This window comes from Stutzerimonas sp. Brlt_14 (assembly GCF_051948915.1).
GTDB classification, from domain to species: Bacteria; Pseudomonadota; Gammaproteobacteria; order Pseudomonadales; family Pseudomonadaceae; genus Stutzerimonas; species Stutzerimonas stutzeri.
Genome location: NZ_JAYJLM010000005.1, coordinates 345165 through 360930, shown reverse-complemented (window position 1 = coordinate 360930; position 15766 = coordinate 345165). Strand labels below are relative to the sequence as shown.

Annotated in this window: 14 protein-coding genes; 10 read left to right on the top strand and 4 right to left on the bottom strand. The window is 64.9% G+C overall.

Annotation, left to right across the window (positions count from 1 at the left end; all coding sequences use genetic code 11):
* The first annotated feature begins 43 nt into the window (after window positions 1-43).
* Window positions 44-691 carry a cation transporter gene (locus VF716_RS14880; RefSeq protein WP_011912781.1) on the top strand — a complete coding sequence of 216 codons (648 nt, stop codon included), beginning with the start codon at window positions 44-46 and terminating at the stop codon, window positions 689-691.
* Window positions 692-708: 17 nt separating this feature from the next.
* Here VF716_RS14880 and VF716_RS14875 read toward each other — a convergent pair whose 3' ends face one another.
* Window positions 709-2619 carry an isoleucyl-tRNA synthetase gene (locus VF716_RS14875; RefSeq protein ID WP_049760976.1) on the bottom strand — a complete coding sequence of 637 codons (1911 nt, stop codon included), beginning with the start codon at window positions 2617-2619 and terminating at the stop codon, window positions 709-711.
* A gap of 124 nt (window positions 2620-2743) precedes the next feature.
* On the bottom strand, window positions 2744-3580 hold the full coding sequence (locus VF716_RS14870) for a CAP domain-containing protein (protein ID WP_011912779.1): 837 nt from the start codon (window positions 3578-3580) through the stop codon (window positions 2744-2746).
* Window positions 3581-3731: 151 nt separating this feature from the next.
* Between VF716_RS14870 and VF716_RS14865 the strand changes: the two genes are divergently transcribed.
* The 6 genes from VF716_RS14865 to VF716_RS14840 all read left to right on the top strand — a co-directional run bounded on the left by VF716_RS14865 (window position 3732) and on the right by VF716_RS14840 (window position 10073).
* Window positions 3732-4133 (top strand): hypothetical protein, encoded by a 402-nt coding sequence (locus VF716_RS14865; protein ID WP_011912778.1) that lies wholly within the window; start codon window positions 3732-3734, stop codon window positions 4131-4133.
* A 156-nt stretch (window positions 4134-4289) separates the two neighbouring features.
* A complete protein-coding gene (locus VF716_RS14860; protein WP_440552768.1) occupies window positions 4290-5324 on the top strand; it encodes a MerR family transcriptional regulator in 1035 nt (344 codons plus the stop codon).
* 147 nt (window positions 5325-5471) lie between these two features.
* A complete protein-coding gene (locus VF716_RS14855) occupies window positions 5472-7469 on the top strand; it encodes a peptidase U32 family protein (protein ID WP_440552767.1) in 1998 nt (665 codons plus the stop codon).
* Window positions 7470-7495: 26 nt separating this feature from the next.
* On the top strand, window positions 7496-8230 hold the full coding sequence (locus VF716_RS14850) for a hypothetical protein (RefSeq protein ID WP_049326194.1): 735 nt from the start codon (window positions 7496-7498) through the stop codon (window positions 8228-8230).
* A gap of 212 nt (window positions 8231-8442) precedes the next feature.
* Window positions 8443-9306: an SDR family oxidoreductase gene (locus VF716_RS14845; protein WP_049326193.1), complete on the top strand. Its 864-nt coding sequence runs from the start codon at window positions 8443-8445 to the stop codon at window positions 9304-9306.
* Window positions 9307-9479: 173 nt separating this feature from the next.
* Entirely contained in the window at window positions 9480-10073 is a 594-nt protein-coding gene (locus tag VF716_RS14840) for a hypothetical protein (RefSeq protein WP_036998835.1), read from the top strand.
* On the opposite strand, the gene VF716_RS14835 is transcribed toward VF716_RS14840, so the two are convergent.
* Window positions 10070-10819 (bottom strand): DUF72 domain-containing protein, encoded by a 750-nt coding sequence (locus VF716_RS14835; protein ID WP_049326192.1) that lies wholly within the window; start codon window positions 10817-10819, stop codon window positions 10070-10072. The two genes, VF716_RS14840 and VF716_RS14835, sit on opposite strands and share 4 nt — an antisense overlap.
* Before the next feature lie 88 nt (window positions 10820-10907).
* On the opposite strand from VF716_RS14835, the gene VF716_RS14830 reads away from it, so the two are divergent.
* Window positions 10908-11696: an ion transporter gene (locus VF716_RS14830; protein ID WP_049326191.1), complete on the top strand. Its 789-nt coding sequence runs from the start codon at window positions 10908-10910 to the stop codon at window positions 11694-11696.
* 44 nt (window positions 11697-11740) lie between these two features.
* Here VF716_RS14830 and VF716_RS14825 read toward each other — a convergent pair whose 3' ends face one another.
* Window positions 11741-12178, bottom strand: coding sequence for a hypothetical protein (locus VF716_RS14825; protein WP_049326190.1), 438 nt, complete (start codon window positions 12176-12178; stop codon window positions 11741-11743).
* 270 nt (window positions 12179-12448) lie between these two features.
* On the opposite strand from VF716_RS14825, the gene VF716_RS14820 reads away from it, so the two are divergent.
* Window positions 12449-14809, top strand: coding sequence for an SUV3 family DEAD/DEAH box RNA helicase (locus tag VF716_RS14820; RefSeq protein ID WP_440552766.1), 2361 nt, complete (start codon window positions 12449-12451; stop codon window positions 14807-14809).
* A gap of 73 nt (window positions 14810-14882) precedes the next feature.
* Window positions 14883-15647, top strand: coding sequence for a YoaK family protein (locus tag VF716_RS14815; RefSeq protein WP_011912767.1), 765 nt, complete (start codon window positions 14883-14885; stop codon window positions 15645-15647).
* Window positions 15648-15766 lie beyond the last annotated feature (119 nt).

The following is a 15766-nucleotide window of genomic DNA, read 5'->3' as shown; positions in this document are numbered from 1 at the left end:
ACAGGGTTTAGCGTAATGCCATCGACATTCCGAGGCGACGTACATGGCAGGAAATTGCTGCAACAGTGGTTGCGCCAGCGCAGCGGTGCGCGGGCGCTATCGGCGGATTCTCTGGATCGCGCTGCTGATCAACCTGGCGATGTTCGCGGTGGAGATCGGCGCCGGCGTGCGGGCCGGTTCGGTCTCGCTGCTGGCCGACTCGCTGGACTTCTTCGGCGATGCGGCCAACTACGGTGTCAGCCTGTTCGTGCTGGGCATGGGCGTGGTCATGCGGGCCCGGGCGTCGCTGGCCAAGGCACTGACCATGGGTCTGTTCGGCCTGTTCATCCTGGTAGTCGCGATCGACAACTTCATCGATGCCAGCGTGCCCCAGGCCACGACGATGGGCATCGTCGGCACCATCGCACTGCTGGCCAACGTCGCCGTGGCGCTCATGCTCTATGCCTACCGTGAAGGCGACAGCAACATGCGCAGTGTCTGGCTGTGCAGCCGCAACGATGCGCTGGGCAATATCGCCGTGATGCTGGCGGCACTGGGTGTGTTCGGCACTGGGGCGGGCTGGCCGGACCTGATCGTGGCCAGCATCATGGCGCTGCTGTCGATCAGCGCAGCCGTGCAGATCACCCGCCACGCCCTCGACGAACTGCGCACCGAGCGAATGGCCGTCAGGCAAATGGAGCGAGGCGCCTGACGCAGGCTTCGCGTTCTCTACCGATCGCAGCCCGAGCGGCTGCGCTCGTGGAGGAAGGCCACCGGAGCCGAGCCATCGGCGTTCAGCTGGAGGATTTCCCGCGGCCTGCCCTGCTCATCCAGCACCAGCAGGCCGATGCCCGAGCCGTTCCACAGACGCTCGCCCGCCTGGCTGCGGTCCGGCACACGCGGCACGACTTCCAGGCGCCGCCGCTTGGTCAGCCAGTTCAGCGGCGACCAGGGCGCATACAGCCAGCGGTTGAGGCGATCGAACCAGTCCAGCAGGCGTCGTGGAAACTCGTTCTTCACCCCGCTGCTGGTGATCTGCCAGACCCTCGGCCCGCTGTCGCGGGCGCGGATGTGCACTTCGTAGACGAAGGAGTAATGCACGTCACCGGAGAGGATCACGTAGTTACCCGGCGTGCGCGAATGACGGAAGATGTTCATCATCACGTGCGCGGCACCACGGTGGGCCATCCAGTTTTCCGCATCCACCAGCAAGGGCTGGCCGGCCCAGCTGAACACCCGCTGCACCGCCTCGATCAGCTTGACGCCGAACATCGGCGCCGGCGAGACGATCAGCACCGAGGGCTTGTCGAGGATGTTCTGCTGCAGTTCGCTCAGCGCCTCCCAATCCATCAGGCCGGAAGGGCGACTCAGATTGCGCTCGCTGCGCCAGCGCCGGGTGCGGGTGTCGAGCACCACCAGCGGCGGTTCGCTTGGCAATTCGTAGCCCCAGCCGTCCAGACGCAGCAGCGTCTCGATGAAACGGTCCTGTTCGGCGCAATCGAGCCAGCCATCCCGAGCAGCCTCCAGCAGCTGCTGTACCTGCGCCAGCAGCGCGCCGAAACGCTCGGGCTGATTGCCCCAGGCCTGGCAGAGCAGATAGGCGATGAGCGCATTGCCGATGATCCGCCGCGACAGCGGGTGACCGTAGGCGGTCTCCTCCCAGCGAGCCGACAGGTTCCAGTCGTCGGTGATGTCGTGGTCGTCGAAGATCATCAGCGACGGCACATGGGCCAGCGCCCGCGCAGCCTGCGGCAAAGTGCGCCGGAACCCCCGCAGACAGTGCTCTTCGCGGCGATAGCGCTCGGCGTGTTTCGTTTCGAGCGCGGGAATCACCGGTTCGATCAGCGACCACGGCGTGGGCGACCACACCAGCAGGTACATGGCCATGACCTCGGCGAGGGTGATCAGGTGGTTCTGTCCGTTGGCGGTGGTGAAAACCGGCTTTTCCACACCGCCGAAGAAGCGTTCGCGCAACGCCTCGTTGGACTTGAACGCGGGCAGCAATTGCTCGCGCCGGTAGTAGGTGGCCGGGTGGGCCAGCAGTTCATCGCTGTCATCCACCACCGCGCCCTGGAGATGCTCGCCGTACAGGCCCAGCCGGCGCATCAGCGCGTGGATGGCAACCAGCATCGGCCCAGCGACATCATCGGCGTAGACTTGGTCGCCGGTCATCAGCAGCACTGCCGGGCGCGCGTCCGGATCGGTCAAGCCGCGGCGCACCAGCTCGTCCACGCACAGCAGCCCATCCGCGGCCGCATGGTGCGGTTTGCGACAGGAGCCGTGCAGCACGCGGTCGAGCCGCGACTTGATGACGAAGCTCGGCCGCGTGGCGCCGTCGTGCAGCAGGTGTGGCGCCCAGTCGGCGATGCCCCGCTGCTGCTCGCCCTCGTGGAGCAAAAGGTCGTACTCGATCAGGCAATCGCCGGGCAGCGCTGCATCGGGCGTGAAACGGATGAGGTGCAGCACCGCATAATGGCCAAGCCGCAGCCGCTGGCAGGCCTCGCCTTCGAGTCGAATGCGCCGCTGCTGGCCGGCCTGGGGGCTTTCAAGGATCAGCGACAGCTCGAGCACGCGTGACGCGATCAGCCAGAAGGTCAGACCGTCAGGCTCGGCTCGACGCAGCAACGGGCCGGCCAGCACGGGCGGCAGATCCTGGTGGGTGGGAATATCGGTCAAGGGCAACCCTGTCTTTGGCAACAGGCTTCTCTGACAGCACACCGGCCCCGATCGCTCATTGGAAGCAGCGAGGGGCTCGACTTGCCGTTCAAGGGGCGCCGAACATGGCCGTCCAGTAGATGGCCGCGTCGCTCTGCGGATCGACCGCATAGGCCGCGCCCAGCTCGGTGTACGCCGGGTTCATCAGATTGGCGCAGTGCCCCGGGCTGGCCAACCAGCCTTCCAGCACCTTGCGCGCGGTCGGCAGCGCCGCGGCGATGTTCTCACCGACCAGGCTACCGGCGTAGCCGGCGAGTTCGGCGCGATCGCCCGGCGTACGGCCGTCCTCGCTCAAGTGACTGAAGAAGTTGCGATTGGCCATCGCCCGACTGTGAGCCTCGGCGGTGCTGCCCAACGTCGCGTTCCAGGCCAGCGGCCGCGCGGCGGCGAAATCCTGGCTACCGCAACGGCGCGCCGAGGCCCGGGCACGATTGATCTGTTCCAGCAGCTTCTGCCCTTCGGCCTGCCAGTCGCCGAGGCGACCATCGAGCAGCGGCCGCGCCACCACGATGCGCCAGTCGCGACCTTCGCGGCTGACGCCGATATCGGTGAACTGAGGATCGAGGATCACCCGGCAGAAGCTTTCGCGCAGCGCCTGCATCGCCGCCTGGGCATCCCGCGGACCGGACAGCGTGATCGCCTGCACCGTGACCATCGGGTAGCCTGCGCGGGACAAGGCATCCTGCAGGTCACCGGCGGCGCCGACCGGCAAGTTCAGCCGCGAATCGGCCGTGAGTGGCGGCAGCTCCTCGCTGGCCTTGCTGCCGCAGCGCTGCACCTCGCCACGGTAGGCATTGATCGACTCGACCAGCCGGGCCTCCTCGGCCGCAGCGGCGCCGGCAACGCAAAGGGTCGCCAGCAGCAGGACGGATGACAGAACACGCATGACAGTTCTCCAGCAATTCCCTGACGGAACGACGCGCACCCGGCGCGGAAACTGGCGCCATGGTGCGCGACACCGCCGCGCTTGTCATCACCGCAGCGGCACAAGGCCACCGGCTGGGCGCCGCTGGCGGCCTTGGCTATGATCAGGCGCCATGAACAGCCAACCGCCGATTCGCCAATCCTGCCCGCCCGGCACCTGCACCTGTCGGCGGGACGAGCTGCTGGAAGCGCCGGGCGCCGACGTGCGCATCCTGCTGCTCACCCGCCACGAGGAAAACCGCCTGCTCGAGCGTCTGGCCAACGTGCAGAGCCTGGAGGAGCTGGAGCGGCTGCAGCAGCGCATGTTCGAACAGCTGGGCATTCGCATGACGATCGCCCCCGGCCACAACGAAGTGCGCAGCATGCGCGGCATCGCCGTCGAGTTCGCCGAGCAGCCCGGCCTCTGCCGCAAGACCCGCCCCGCCATTGCCGCCGCCGTTCGCCGCGGTCTGGCGCAGCGCCCGGAAATCGCCTGGCGTCTGCTCGATGTGCACGATTTGCTGGGCGGGTTATGAGCAACCTGCGCCCCGTCGCGATCGACCTGCGTTCACTGCCATGCGCGGTTTCATAGCCGAGCCCGCCCCCTTCGAAAAAATCCGTTCCTGCCGCTTGACCCTCACGCAGCGTCAGCCCCGACGATCCCTGCCGTGCGAAACGAAAAGGAGACATCAATGTTGCTCAAGGTAGGCGAACTGGCCAGGCGCTCCGGCGTGACCGTCCGGACGCTGCATCACTACGACAACCTTGATCTGCTCAAACCGTCCGCACGCTCCGATGCCGGTTATCGGCTCTACGACCGCAAGGACGTCGAGCGCCTGCATCACATCCAGGCACTGCGTGGCCTTGGCCTGTCGCTGACCGACATCGGAGCCCTGTTGAACCAGCGCGCGGTTTCCCTGCCCGGACTGATCGACCAGCAACTGCTGCAGCTCGATCGCCAGTTGCAGAGCCTCCAGCGCCTGCGCAGCCGATTGCACAGGTTGCGCGAGCGCTACGTCCTGGGCGAGGAACCCGCGCTGACCGACCTACTGGATACCCTGGGATCGATGATCATGTACGAAAAGCACTTTTCCGCCGACGAACTGGCCAGGCTGGCCTTCACCGAACGCCTCGACCAAGGCACCAGTGCCTGGCCCGCCCTGGCTGAGCAGGTCAAGGTACTGATGGAGGCCGGCGTAGCGACGCAGGCTGAGCAAGCACAGCGGCTGGCGCGGGACTGGATGATCCAGCTCGAGCGCGACACCGCGCAGGACCCAGCCCTGCTGACCCGGCTCGACACCATGCACGCAGCCGAGCCCGGGCTGCAGCAGCGAACCGGCGTCAGCCAGGCCATGCGCGACTATGTGCTGGCGGCGTTCGCCGAATACCGCCTGGCGATCTACCGGCGCCACCTGACGGACGACGAGTTCGCCCGCATGCGCACGCATTACGCCGCAAGCCTGCGCCAATGGCCGGAACTGCTCGCGCAGCTTCAGCGCTGCCGTAGCGAGCGTCTCCCGCCGGAGCACGAGCGGGTGATCGCACTGGCACGCCGCTGGGGTGAGTTGTTCAGCGCCTACGCCGGCCCGAACGCCGACACCCAGCGCCGAATCCAGCAGGCCGAGCAACAGGAACCGGAGTTGCAGGCCGGCACCTGGGTAGCGCCCGAGGTGATCGATTACCTGCGGCAGGCCATGACGGCCCTGATGCAGCAGGGCCGCGGCTAGGCAGACCGCCGGCGACGAGCCTGCGTGCTGGCCACGTAGGCTCCCGGCTCGGCGGCAACAGATCGTCGCCAACGGAGGCGTTGCGCATGGACGCTGCGCAGCAAGTCTTTACAATGCACGACCTCGAAACACAGCCGGTCCGTGCCCATGTCCCTTCCCAAGCACCATCTCGAACTGCTCGCCCCTGCCCGTGACGCCAGCATCGCCCGCGAGGCCATCCTGCATGGCGCCGATGCGGTGTACATCGGCGGCCCCAGCTTTGGTGCCCGGCACAACGCCGAGAACAGCGTGGCCGACATCGCCGAGCTGGTGAAATTTGCCCATCTGTTCCACGCGCGGGTGTTCGTCACGCTGAACACCATCCTGCACGACGACGAACTGGAAGCCGCGCGCACCCTGATCCAGCAGCTGTACGACATCGGCGTCGATGCATTGATCGTGCAGGACATGGGCATCATGGAGCTGGATATTCCGCCCATCGAGATCCACGCCAGTACCCAGACCGATATCCGCACGCTGGAACGGGCCAAGTTCCTCGACAGGGCCGGTTTCTCGCAGCTGGTCCTCGCCCGCGAGCTGAACCTGCAGGAAATCCGCGCGATCTACGACGAAGTGGATTCGACCCTGGAGTTCTTCATCCACGGCGCGCTGTGCGTGGCGTTTTCCGGGCAGTGCAACATCAGCCACGCGCAGACCGGGCGTAGCGCCAACCGCGGCGACTGCTCGCAGGCCTGCCGCCTGCCCTACACGCTGAAGGACGATCAGGGCCGCGTGGTGGCCTTCGAAAAGCACCTGCTGTCGATGAAGGACAACAACCAGAGCGCCAACCTGAGCGCGCTGGTGGATGCCGGCGTGCGCTCATTCAAGATCGAGGGGCGCTACAAGGATGTGAGCTACGTGAAGAACATCACCGCTTACTACCGCCAGCGCCTGGACGGCATTCTTGCCGAGCGCCCTGACCTTGCCCGCGCCTCCAGCGGCCGCACCGATCACTTTTTCGTCCCGGACCCGGACAAGACGTTCCACCGCGGTAGCACCGACTACTTCGTCACCGACCGCAAGATCGACATCGGCGCCTTCGACTCGCCGACCTTCACCGGCCTCGCCGTGGGTGAAGTGCTCAAGGTCGGCAAGCATGACCTGACCGTACAGACTCGCGAGCCGCTGTCCAACGGCGACGGCCTCAACGTGCTGATCAAGCGCGAGGTGGTGGGTTTCCGTGCCAGCGTGGTCGAGCCGCTGAAGCAGTTCGAGGAGGACGGTCAGCCGTTCTGGCAGTACCGCGTCGAACCCAACGAAATGCCCGCCGCGATGCGCCAGGTGCGTCCGAACCACCCGCTCAACCGCAACCTGGACCACAACTGGCAGAACGCACTGCTCAAGACCTCCGCCGAGCGCCGCATCGGTGTGCGGTGGCTGGCAAAATTGCGCGCCGATGAGCTGGAGCTGCATGTCACCAGCGAGGAAGGCGCCTATGCCACGGCCACGCTGCCCGGCCCCTTCGGCGAAGCGAAGAAGCCCGAGCAGGTGCCCGGCCAGATCGCCGACCTGCTGAGCCAGCTGGGCACCACCCTCTACCACGCCGAAGAGGTCGAGGTGGATGCGCCGCAGGCGTTCTTCATCCCCAACTCGCAACTCAAGGCGCTGCGCCGCGAAGCCATCGAGGCACTGACCGAAGCGCGCGAAGCCATCCGCCCGCGCGGCGGGCGCAAGCCGGTCAGCGTGCCGCCGCCGGTCTATCCAGAATCGCACCTGTCGTTTCTCTACAACGTCTACAACGAGAAGGCCCGGACCTTCTATCACCGTTACGGCGTGCAGCTGATCGACGCGGCGTACGAGGCCCACGAGGAGACCGGTGAAGTGCCGGTGATGATCACCAAGCACTGCCTGCGCTTCTCCTTCAATCTGTGCCCGAAGCAGGCCAAGGGCGTCACCGGCGTGCGCACGAAGGTCGCGCCGATGCAGCTGGTGCACGGTGACGAGGTGCTGACGCTGAAGTTCGACTGCAAACCCTGCGAGATGCACGTGATCGGCAAGATGAAGGGCCATATCCTCGACCTGCCGCAGCCGGGTAGCGCCAGCAGCGTGGTCGGGCACATCACGCCTGACGATCTGATGAAGACCATCCGCAAGCCGCACGCCTGACATCCACATCCGGAAGAGGCACTGCCGTGACTGTGCTTGCGACATGGGCGGAGATCCGCTCGCTCTATCGACAATGCCAACCCGGTGTGTTCAAGGCGAGCTTCACGCACGGCGGGCTGCGCATGGTCTGGCCCTCCTGGGTGCTGACGATCGCTGTCGGCATATTGCTGGTTGGGACCTGGTTCAATAGCCAGTCACCTTTGCAGGGACTGGCTGCCATGGCCGGCGCACTGCTCGCTCTGTTTGGCATGCTGCTGGCTCGAGAGCGCTATTGCGCGTGGTACTACCGGGATATCTATGCCCGTGAAACGCTGAATCGCTACGGTTTTCCACGCCGCGAAGAACTGCTGCGCTATGCACTGTTCCGCAATGCCCTGCTAAAGCGCGGGCTCGACGCAGCGGACATTCAGGAGTTGGCACGCATCGCCGAGATCGCCGGCCCTCCCCCTCAGGAACGCTGGGTCTCCCAGAATCTGGTCATCGTCATGCTGGTTTCGGCGATCGTCAGCCTGTCGACGGACGTCATCAAGCTGACCGATACCTGGATCGCCGGAAAAGGCAGCGTATTCGTGCTGGCGTTAGCCATGCTCACATACATGGTTCTAGCGCTGTTGGATGGCATCCGCAGCAATCAGCATCGTGACCGGGTAATCGGCCGCTGCCTGGAGCGCGCGGCATTGGATGTCGCGCGCGAGACCGGCAGCAACGGCAGCAGACAGATCGCCATGAGCGAGATCACCGCAATCAGGAAGCCCATCTGATAGCGCCGCTGTACCGAACAGCAGCGAGCCGAACAGACCAGCAAGGCGATCACGCCGATGGCAGGAAGGTCGTGCGCCGCGACGGCAGACGGTGCTACCGATGGCCCGTCACTGCCCTCTGCCACTGCCTGACTTCCGTTCGGCATCCCGGCGAAACTTTCCAGGCGAGCGCCAGCCGTACCTACAGAGCCCATTTCAGGTCTGGAGTACGTATGGCTTACCCGAAGATTCCCGCTCAGCAGCAGGACCGCCTGCCCGGTCGCGAAACCGAAATGCACCCGCAGGCCGAGTTTATCCGCGACAGCTACAAGGGCAGTGGCAAGCTGGCCGGCAAGGTGGCGCTGATCAGTGGCGGCGACAGCGGCATCGGTCGCGCGGCAGCGGTGCATTTCGCCCGTGAAGGCGCGGACGTTGCCATCATGTATCTCGACGAACACGAGGACGCCGAAAACGCCAAACGCATGGTGGAAGCCGAAGGCCAGCACTGCTTGTTGATCGCTGGCGATATCCGCGACAGCAGCCACTGCAACGATGCCGTCGAGCGAACCGTGAAGGCCTTCGGCCGGCTGGACGTGCTGGTCAACAATGCCGGCCGCCAGGAGGTCCAGACCCGCCTCGAGGACATCACCGACGAACAGTGGGAGAAGACCTTCGCCACCAACATTCACGGCTACTTCTATCTCACCCGCGCCGCCCTGCCCCATCTGCAGGCCGGCGCCTCGATCATCAACACCACCTCGATCAATTCCTTTATCGGCCACCCGCTGCTGGTCGACTACACCTCGACCAAAGGCGCGATCGATGGTTTTACCCGGGCGCTTTCGCAGCAGCTGATCGAGCGCGAGATCCGCGTCAACCAGGTCGCGCCAGGCCCGATCTGGACACCGCTACAACCGCCGTCGCTCGGCAAGCACGACCCGCAGATGCTCGAAGACTTCGGCAGCCAGATGCCCATGGGCCGCTGCGGACAGCCGTCCGAGCTGGGTCCGGCTTATGTCTATCTGGCCTGTGAGGACTCGTCCTATGTCAGTGGCCAGACCATCCATATCAATGGCGGCAAGGTGGTGAATGGCTAGCTGGCGGCAGAATGCCGCGCCAGGCCGGCGCGACTCCAGACGACGCATCGGGTAATGAGTCGGCACGGAACCATCGTGCGGCTCGCCGCGCCCAACGATCAGTACCCATGCGTCGACCACTATCGGTCCAGATGCACGCCAGCGCAGTCACGCTGCATATGAAAGGTGAAGTCATGACCCAGATTCTTATTGCCGCTTTCGACCGCTATGCCGAAGCAGAGCGAGTCAAAGCCGAACTCGTGAGCGAGGGGGTGTCCAGCGACGACATCCAGATATCGGCATCCATCAACAGCGATGCCGTCGACAGCAGCCGCGTGGAAGTGATCGGCGAAGAGCCGGATAAAGACGCAACGGTGGCCGACAAGATCGGCAGCTTCTTTCACAAGGTTTTCGGCGACGAATCGAGCCAGCATGCCGGTCGCTACCCCGAAGCGGCCCGCCGCGGATCGACCATCGTCACCGTAACGCTGGAAGACGACAGCCGGGTATCGGCGGTCGAGCATGTCATGGTGCGCAACGGCGCCATCGATATCGACGAGCGCAGCGCAACCTGGGGCGACGGCGCCACGCCGGTCACCGCCAGCACCGAGACGCTAACCACCGGCTACCCAGACGCCACCTCCATCAGCGTCGATGAGCGCGAACTGGACGGCAGCGCGACACCGGATCGCGGTGCGGATTTCGGCTCGATTCCCGGCCGCGCGGAAAATGAAAAGGCTGCCCGGCGCGACAATACCGCGGGTCGCGTACGCATCATCCCGCGCTAGGACGTCCAGGCGGTGTCGTCTGCCAGCAGCGCCTGCAGTGCCAGCGCATCGCTCACCGCAGCGCCGCTGGCGGTATTGTCGAAGATGCACCAGCACGGCACGCCGGACCGAGCACAAGTCCGCAGTTCATCTGCCAGGCGCGCCAGCCACTCGGGCGAGTAGGCAGAATGATAGATGCGTGGCGAACCGTGCAGTCGGTGGTAGCGCATTCCCGACCAGCCGCCCGGCTGCTCTGCTCCTGCAATCGGCGAAGGATCTGCCGCCACCCGTGCGATATACCAACGCTCTAGCAGCTCACCGGCGTCCAGCCAGCTGGCATGCCGCGGTTCGAGTACCAGTGCACCTTCGTAGCGCGCGCGCATGGCGGTGAAGAAGTCCCCCGCCACTGACCGATCGAAGGCCAGCGATGGCGGTAATTGCAACAACAGGCAACCGAGCTTTTCAGCCAGCCCGGTCACGTCACCGAGGAAGCGCCCTAGTGCCTCGTCGCACTCGCGCAAGCGCAGTTCATGACTGATCTGCCTGGGCATCTTTACGCAGAAGCGAAAGCCCTCCGGCACGCTCGCCGCCCATTTGCGATAGGTGGCCGGGCGGTGCGGTCGATAGAACGAGCTGTTGATCTCTACCGCCGATAGCCCGCCGCTGTAGCGCTGCAGGTGCGTGCCTTGCTCAGCGAATGCCGGCCACGCCTCGCGCGGCAGGCTCCAGCCGGCACAGCCGATGCGAAACATCTCTTGCGCTACCATACCCAACACTCCCGCCATCGCTCCGGCCCGGTTACCCCGGAGTGCTTTAAACTTGCGCCCCACCTGCCCCACGAAACCCGGTTGACTCATGAAGCAGCGCGCCATCACACCCTTTCAGATCTTCATCCTGTTGCTGTCGGTCTACGTGATCGGTGCGCTGGTGGCCGATCTGGTGTTCGACCTGCCCGACGACGTATCGGCACTGCTCGGGTATCTGGACAACATCGTGTGCTTCTTTTTCTTCATCGATTTCTGGATGCGCCTGCAACAGGCCGAAGACAAGCTGCGCTTCATGCGCTGGGGCTGGATCGATCTGCTGGCCAGCGTGCCGGCGGGCGGGTTGCAGGCCGCCAAGCTGTTCCGTGCCTTTCAGATTCTGCGGGTGCTGCGGGCGATCAAGTCGCTGCGGCTGATCTGGCGCATCCTGTTCCGCAACCGCGCCGAAGGCATCGTCGCCTCCGCCGCCACGGCGACCATGCTGCTGGTGGCGTTCGGCGCATTGACCATGCTGCTGGTGGAAGCGCCGAATCCCGAGAGCTCGATCAATACGCCGGAAGAGGCGCTGTGGTGGGCGTTCGTCACCGTGACCACGGTGGGCTACGGCGACTTCTATCCGGTCACCACCCTGGGCCGCATCGTCGCGGTGCTGCTGATGGTGTCCGGGGTCGGTCTGTTCGGCAGCTTCGCGGCCTACATCGGTTCGCTGTTCGTCGCCGACCGCAACGAGGAAGACAACCGCGACCAGCTGGCCGACCGCGAAACCCTGCAGCGGCTGCTGGTACAGGTGGAATGCCTGACTGAAGAGGTGCGCAGCCTGAAACTGCAACTGGTGGACGATCGCCGTGACGATGGCGATGCGGTAGAGCGAGGGGTTTGAGTTCGGAGCCCTTGCGTCATCAGATGCAAGGGCTACCGGTGCGATTAGTTGGCGAAGTATGCCTGGGCCCGGGCTACTTCCGCGGGAGTCGGCTTGTACACGGTCCACTGATCACCCACGTTCTTCTTGTAGCGGACCTCGTTCTTCTCTACGTCGAACTCGTAGAACGGGTAGACCTCGCGCAAGTTGTAGAACGCCGCGGGTGCGAAGAAAAGGATGTCGGCAACCAGGTAGCCGCTGTTGAATTTCAATGGAATCAGGCCATACATCGGCTCCATGCCGGGCTTCTCGGCACGGAAGCGGTACTGGCCGAAGCTGGTGGCCTTGTAGGTCTTGCTGACGGGGTTCTTCAGCACCAGCGGCGCATCCTGGTTGATCTTGATTGCCAGGTCCGGATCAGTGGCGCGCAGCGAAGTGGTGGCGGTGCAGGCCGAAAGCAGTGTGGCAGTAACGGCTACGGCAAGAATGTGTTTGGCGTTCATCTGTAATTCCCTGTTGTCCATCAGAAATCGATAGCTCTCATCCAGCCGGCTCGACCGGGCGGTTTGCCATCCATTGCGGCGCGCACTATAGGGCATCGACAAATAATGGCCAACCGCCACCCTTACAGGTGGTTTGTTTTCTTGATTGCCGTCAGGCCGACAAGAAAAACCGACGCCGGACTCTATAATCACCGGCCGGTCATGCGCGCTGGCGAGCAAACGAGCGCAACGCGAGTCGTAAAAGAAGACTGATCAGCAAAGGTGTCGATCATGGCCAAGGCCGGGGGCAAGCAGTTCAAATCCATCAGGCTCGAACGTCTGGCGCGCTTCATCGACTGGGCGACCGCGCGATATCCGGACTTCACCGCGAAGAAGCATCACCAGGAAAAGTGGTTCGCGCCCTATATCGGCTACCCGATGCCGGGGCTCGGTCGGGCGGCGAAAGCCTTCTGGCTGGGACTGCACGGCCCGGCGGTCGACCAGCTGATGGCCGAACCCACGGCGGATGAACTGCTCGAGCGGATCGTCAGCCGTGACCTTGGCGAGATCCACTGCAGCGTGGATGTGTTCGGCAGCGAGAAGACCTTCAGCCTGGGCTCGCCGGTCCATCTGCTGGAGCCGGACTGGGCCATGCGGCTGGACGACAGCCCGCGGCGCGGCGATTTCACCGGCAACCTGAAACAGGCCGTGCAGCGCTATGTGCGCAATCGGCTGCAGTTGCTCGAACGCCCCTTCGCCGAAATGGACGAGGACGAGCGGCAGCGTTGCCTGGCGCGCATCCGCCCCGAACTGTCACGGCTCGATGAATTTCTGCCGCATGCCGTCGCCATCCTCAACGAGATTCGCCATGAGCTGCGCTACGTGGTGGCGTTGCAGCGCGGCAATCTCACCCTCGAATTGCAGCGGCGCGTTCCTTCCGGCCAGGATCATCTGCTCAGCGTGGCGGAAGTCGAGACGTGGAAGCGCCAGGATCGCGACGAGCTGCAGGCCACCTTCGAGCGCATGCTCGAGCTCGCTGGCGATTTCGACCTGCAACTGCTCGGGCACAAGCGTCTTACCGAACTCATCGCCCTGGAACCCGGCCGCATGCGCAAGGCAATTCGCGCCGCGCGCCGCGAGCATGAGGAGCGCATGGCCTTCGCCGTGCTGCTGGAAAACAACCCGCGCTTCGTCCATTACCACAAGCTCTATCCGGCGCGCCGGCTGACGCGACGCTGGATCGCCCTGCTCGGCCCGACCAACAGCGGCAAGACGCACCGCTCCATCGAGGCGATGGCCGCCGCCGAGCACGCCATCTACCTCTCGCCGCTACGTCTGATGGCACTGGAGAATCAGGAGCGCATCGAATCGATGGGCGTGCCCTGTTCGCTGGTCACCGGCGAGGAGGAAATCATTCGCGCAGGCGCCACGCACTTCTGCTGCACCGTGGAGGAGTTTGCCCGCTTCCGGCACCAGCACTGGGACGTGGTGGTGGTCGACGAGGTGCAGATGATGGCCGACCCGCAACGCGGCTGGGCCTGGGTCGATGCGCTGGTCAGCGCGCATACGCCGAAGCTGATGATGACCGGCCCGGCGCTGATCGAGCCGTCGCTGCGCACGCTCTGCGAACTCTGCGAGGACCAGCTGCAAGTGCAGCGCACCAAGCGCCTGTCGCCAGTGGAGGTGGCCAAGCACGCCACCACGCTGGAGCGCCTGGAGCCCGGCTCGCTGCTGGTGGCGTTCAGCCGCAAGCTGGTGCTGGAACTCAAGGGCATGCTCGAAAGCGCCGGCAAGAGCGTATCGGTGGTCTACGGCGCGCTTTCGCCGGAGGTGCGCCGCGAGCAGGCCCGCCGCTTCCGCGAAGGCGAGGCGGACATCATGGTCGCCACCGACGCGGTGGGCATGGGCCTCAACCTGCCGGCGCACACACTGTGCTTCTACACCGACGAGAAATTCGACGGCATCCAGAATCGCCAGCTCAAGGTGCAGGAGGTCAAGCAGATCGGTGGCCGCGCGGGCCGTTTCGGCCACCACGACAGCGGCGAAATCACCGCGCTGGACCCGCAGACGCTCAAGTCCATCCGCCGCCTGTTCAACAGTCCGGACGCGCCGGTGGACCTCAGCCAGTTCCAGGTGCGCCCATCCATCGATCACCTGTCCGCCATCTCCGAGCTGATGGGCGAGCCGAGCCTGCTGCGGTCCTGGCTGACCTTCAACCGCAACATCAATTACGGCGAAGCGTTCGTCTCGGTGCTGCCGGACGAACTGGCCGAGTGGATCGAGCTGATCGACGATCCGAAAATCCCACTCTGGTTGCGCTGGACGTTCGCCTGCACGCCGATCCGCGGCGGTTTCGACAGTCCGGCCAGCCAGCATGCACAGCGCTGGATCAAGCGCGTCGCCGAAGGCCACGCCATCCCCATGCCGCGCCTGCTGCTCGGCGCGGACCTGGCCAGTCTGGAAAGCACGCTGCATGTGGTGGAAACCTACCTGCATCTGGCCCGCAGCCTCCCCGAGCATTTTCCCGAACACGACGATGGCGAGGAGGCCCGCAAGCTGCTGAACGATGCCATCACCCGCGAACTGTCGCGCCAGCGCAAACCACGGGCGGCGAAGCGCGGTGGCGGGCGCAAGGCAGGCCGGCGGCGCTGAGTTTCGCCGACACGCGAGGTAGGCGCGCGCGCGTCGCTATAATCGCCGCTTTGCCGCCAAGCGCGAGCCCCGCATGCCGATCAACTACGCCCGTCGCCTGACCGATCGCCGACGCTCCACCCGCAGCAACCGCCAGCTCGGACTCTGCCTGGCCTTCGTCGCCGGCGCGGCGAACGCCGGGGGCTTTCTGGCCGTGCAGCAATACACCTCGCACATGACCGGCATCGTCTCGGCGATGGCCGACAACCTCGCCCTCGGCGCCACCGATCTGGCGCTGGCTGGCTTCGGCGCACTGCTCTCGTTCGTCCTCGGCGCCATGTGCTCGACGCTGATGATCAACTTTTCGCGACGGCGCCGACTGCACAGCCAGTACGCCCTGCCGCTGGCGCTGGAAGCCGGGCTGTTGCTGCTGTTCGGTATCCTCGGCGCGCAGCTGATGTCGGTTCCGGGCTTCTTCGTGCCGCTGACGGTGGTGCTGCTGTGCTTCATCATGGGCCTGCAGAACGCGATCATCACCAAGCTTTCCAACGCCGAGGTGCGCACCACGCACATCACCGGAATGGTGACCGACATAGGCATCGAACTGGGGCGGTTGATCTATTTCAACCGCAATCGCGATGGTGAACTACCGCCGGTGCGGGCCAATCGCGAACGTCTGCGCATCAATGCGTTGCTGGTCAGCTGCTTCTTTATCGGCGGTCTCAGCGGCGCACTGGGCTTCAAGCACTTCGGCTTTCTCTCCACCGTACCGCTGGCCGCTCTGCTGCTGACTCTGGCGCTGGTGCCGATGGCCGATGACTTGCGGCTAGGCTGGCGCCTCTGGCGTCGGCGGCGCTGAATCACCGCCCCAGCGAATCGGCGCCGACCGCAGCAGCACCCGTTTGTTCCGTGGCCAGCCTGAAAAATGTTCGATTTTTTACTTTGACAGCGGCTTTCTTTGCCTCTAAGTTTTCGTTT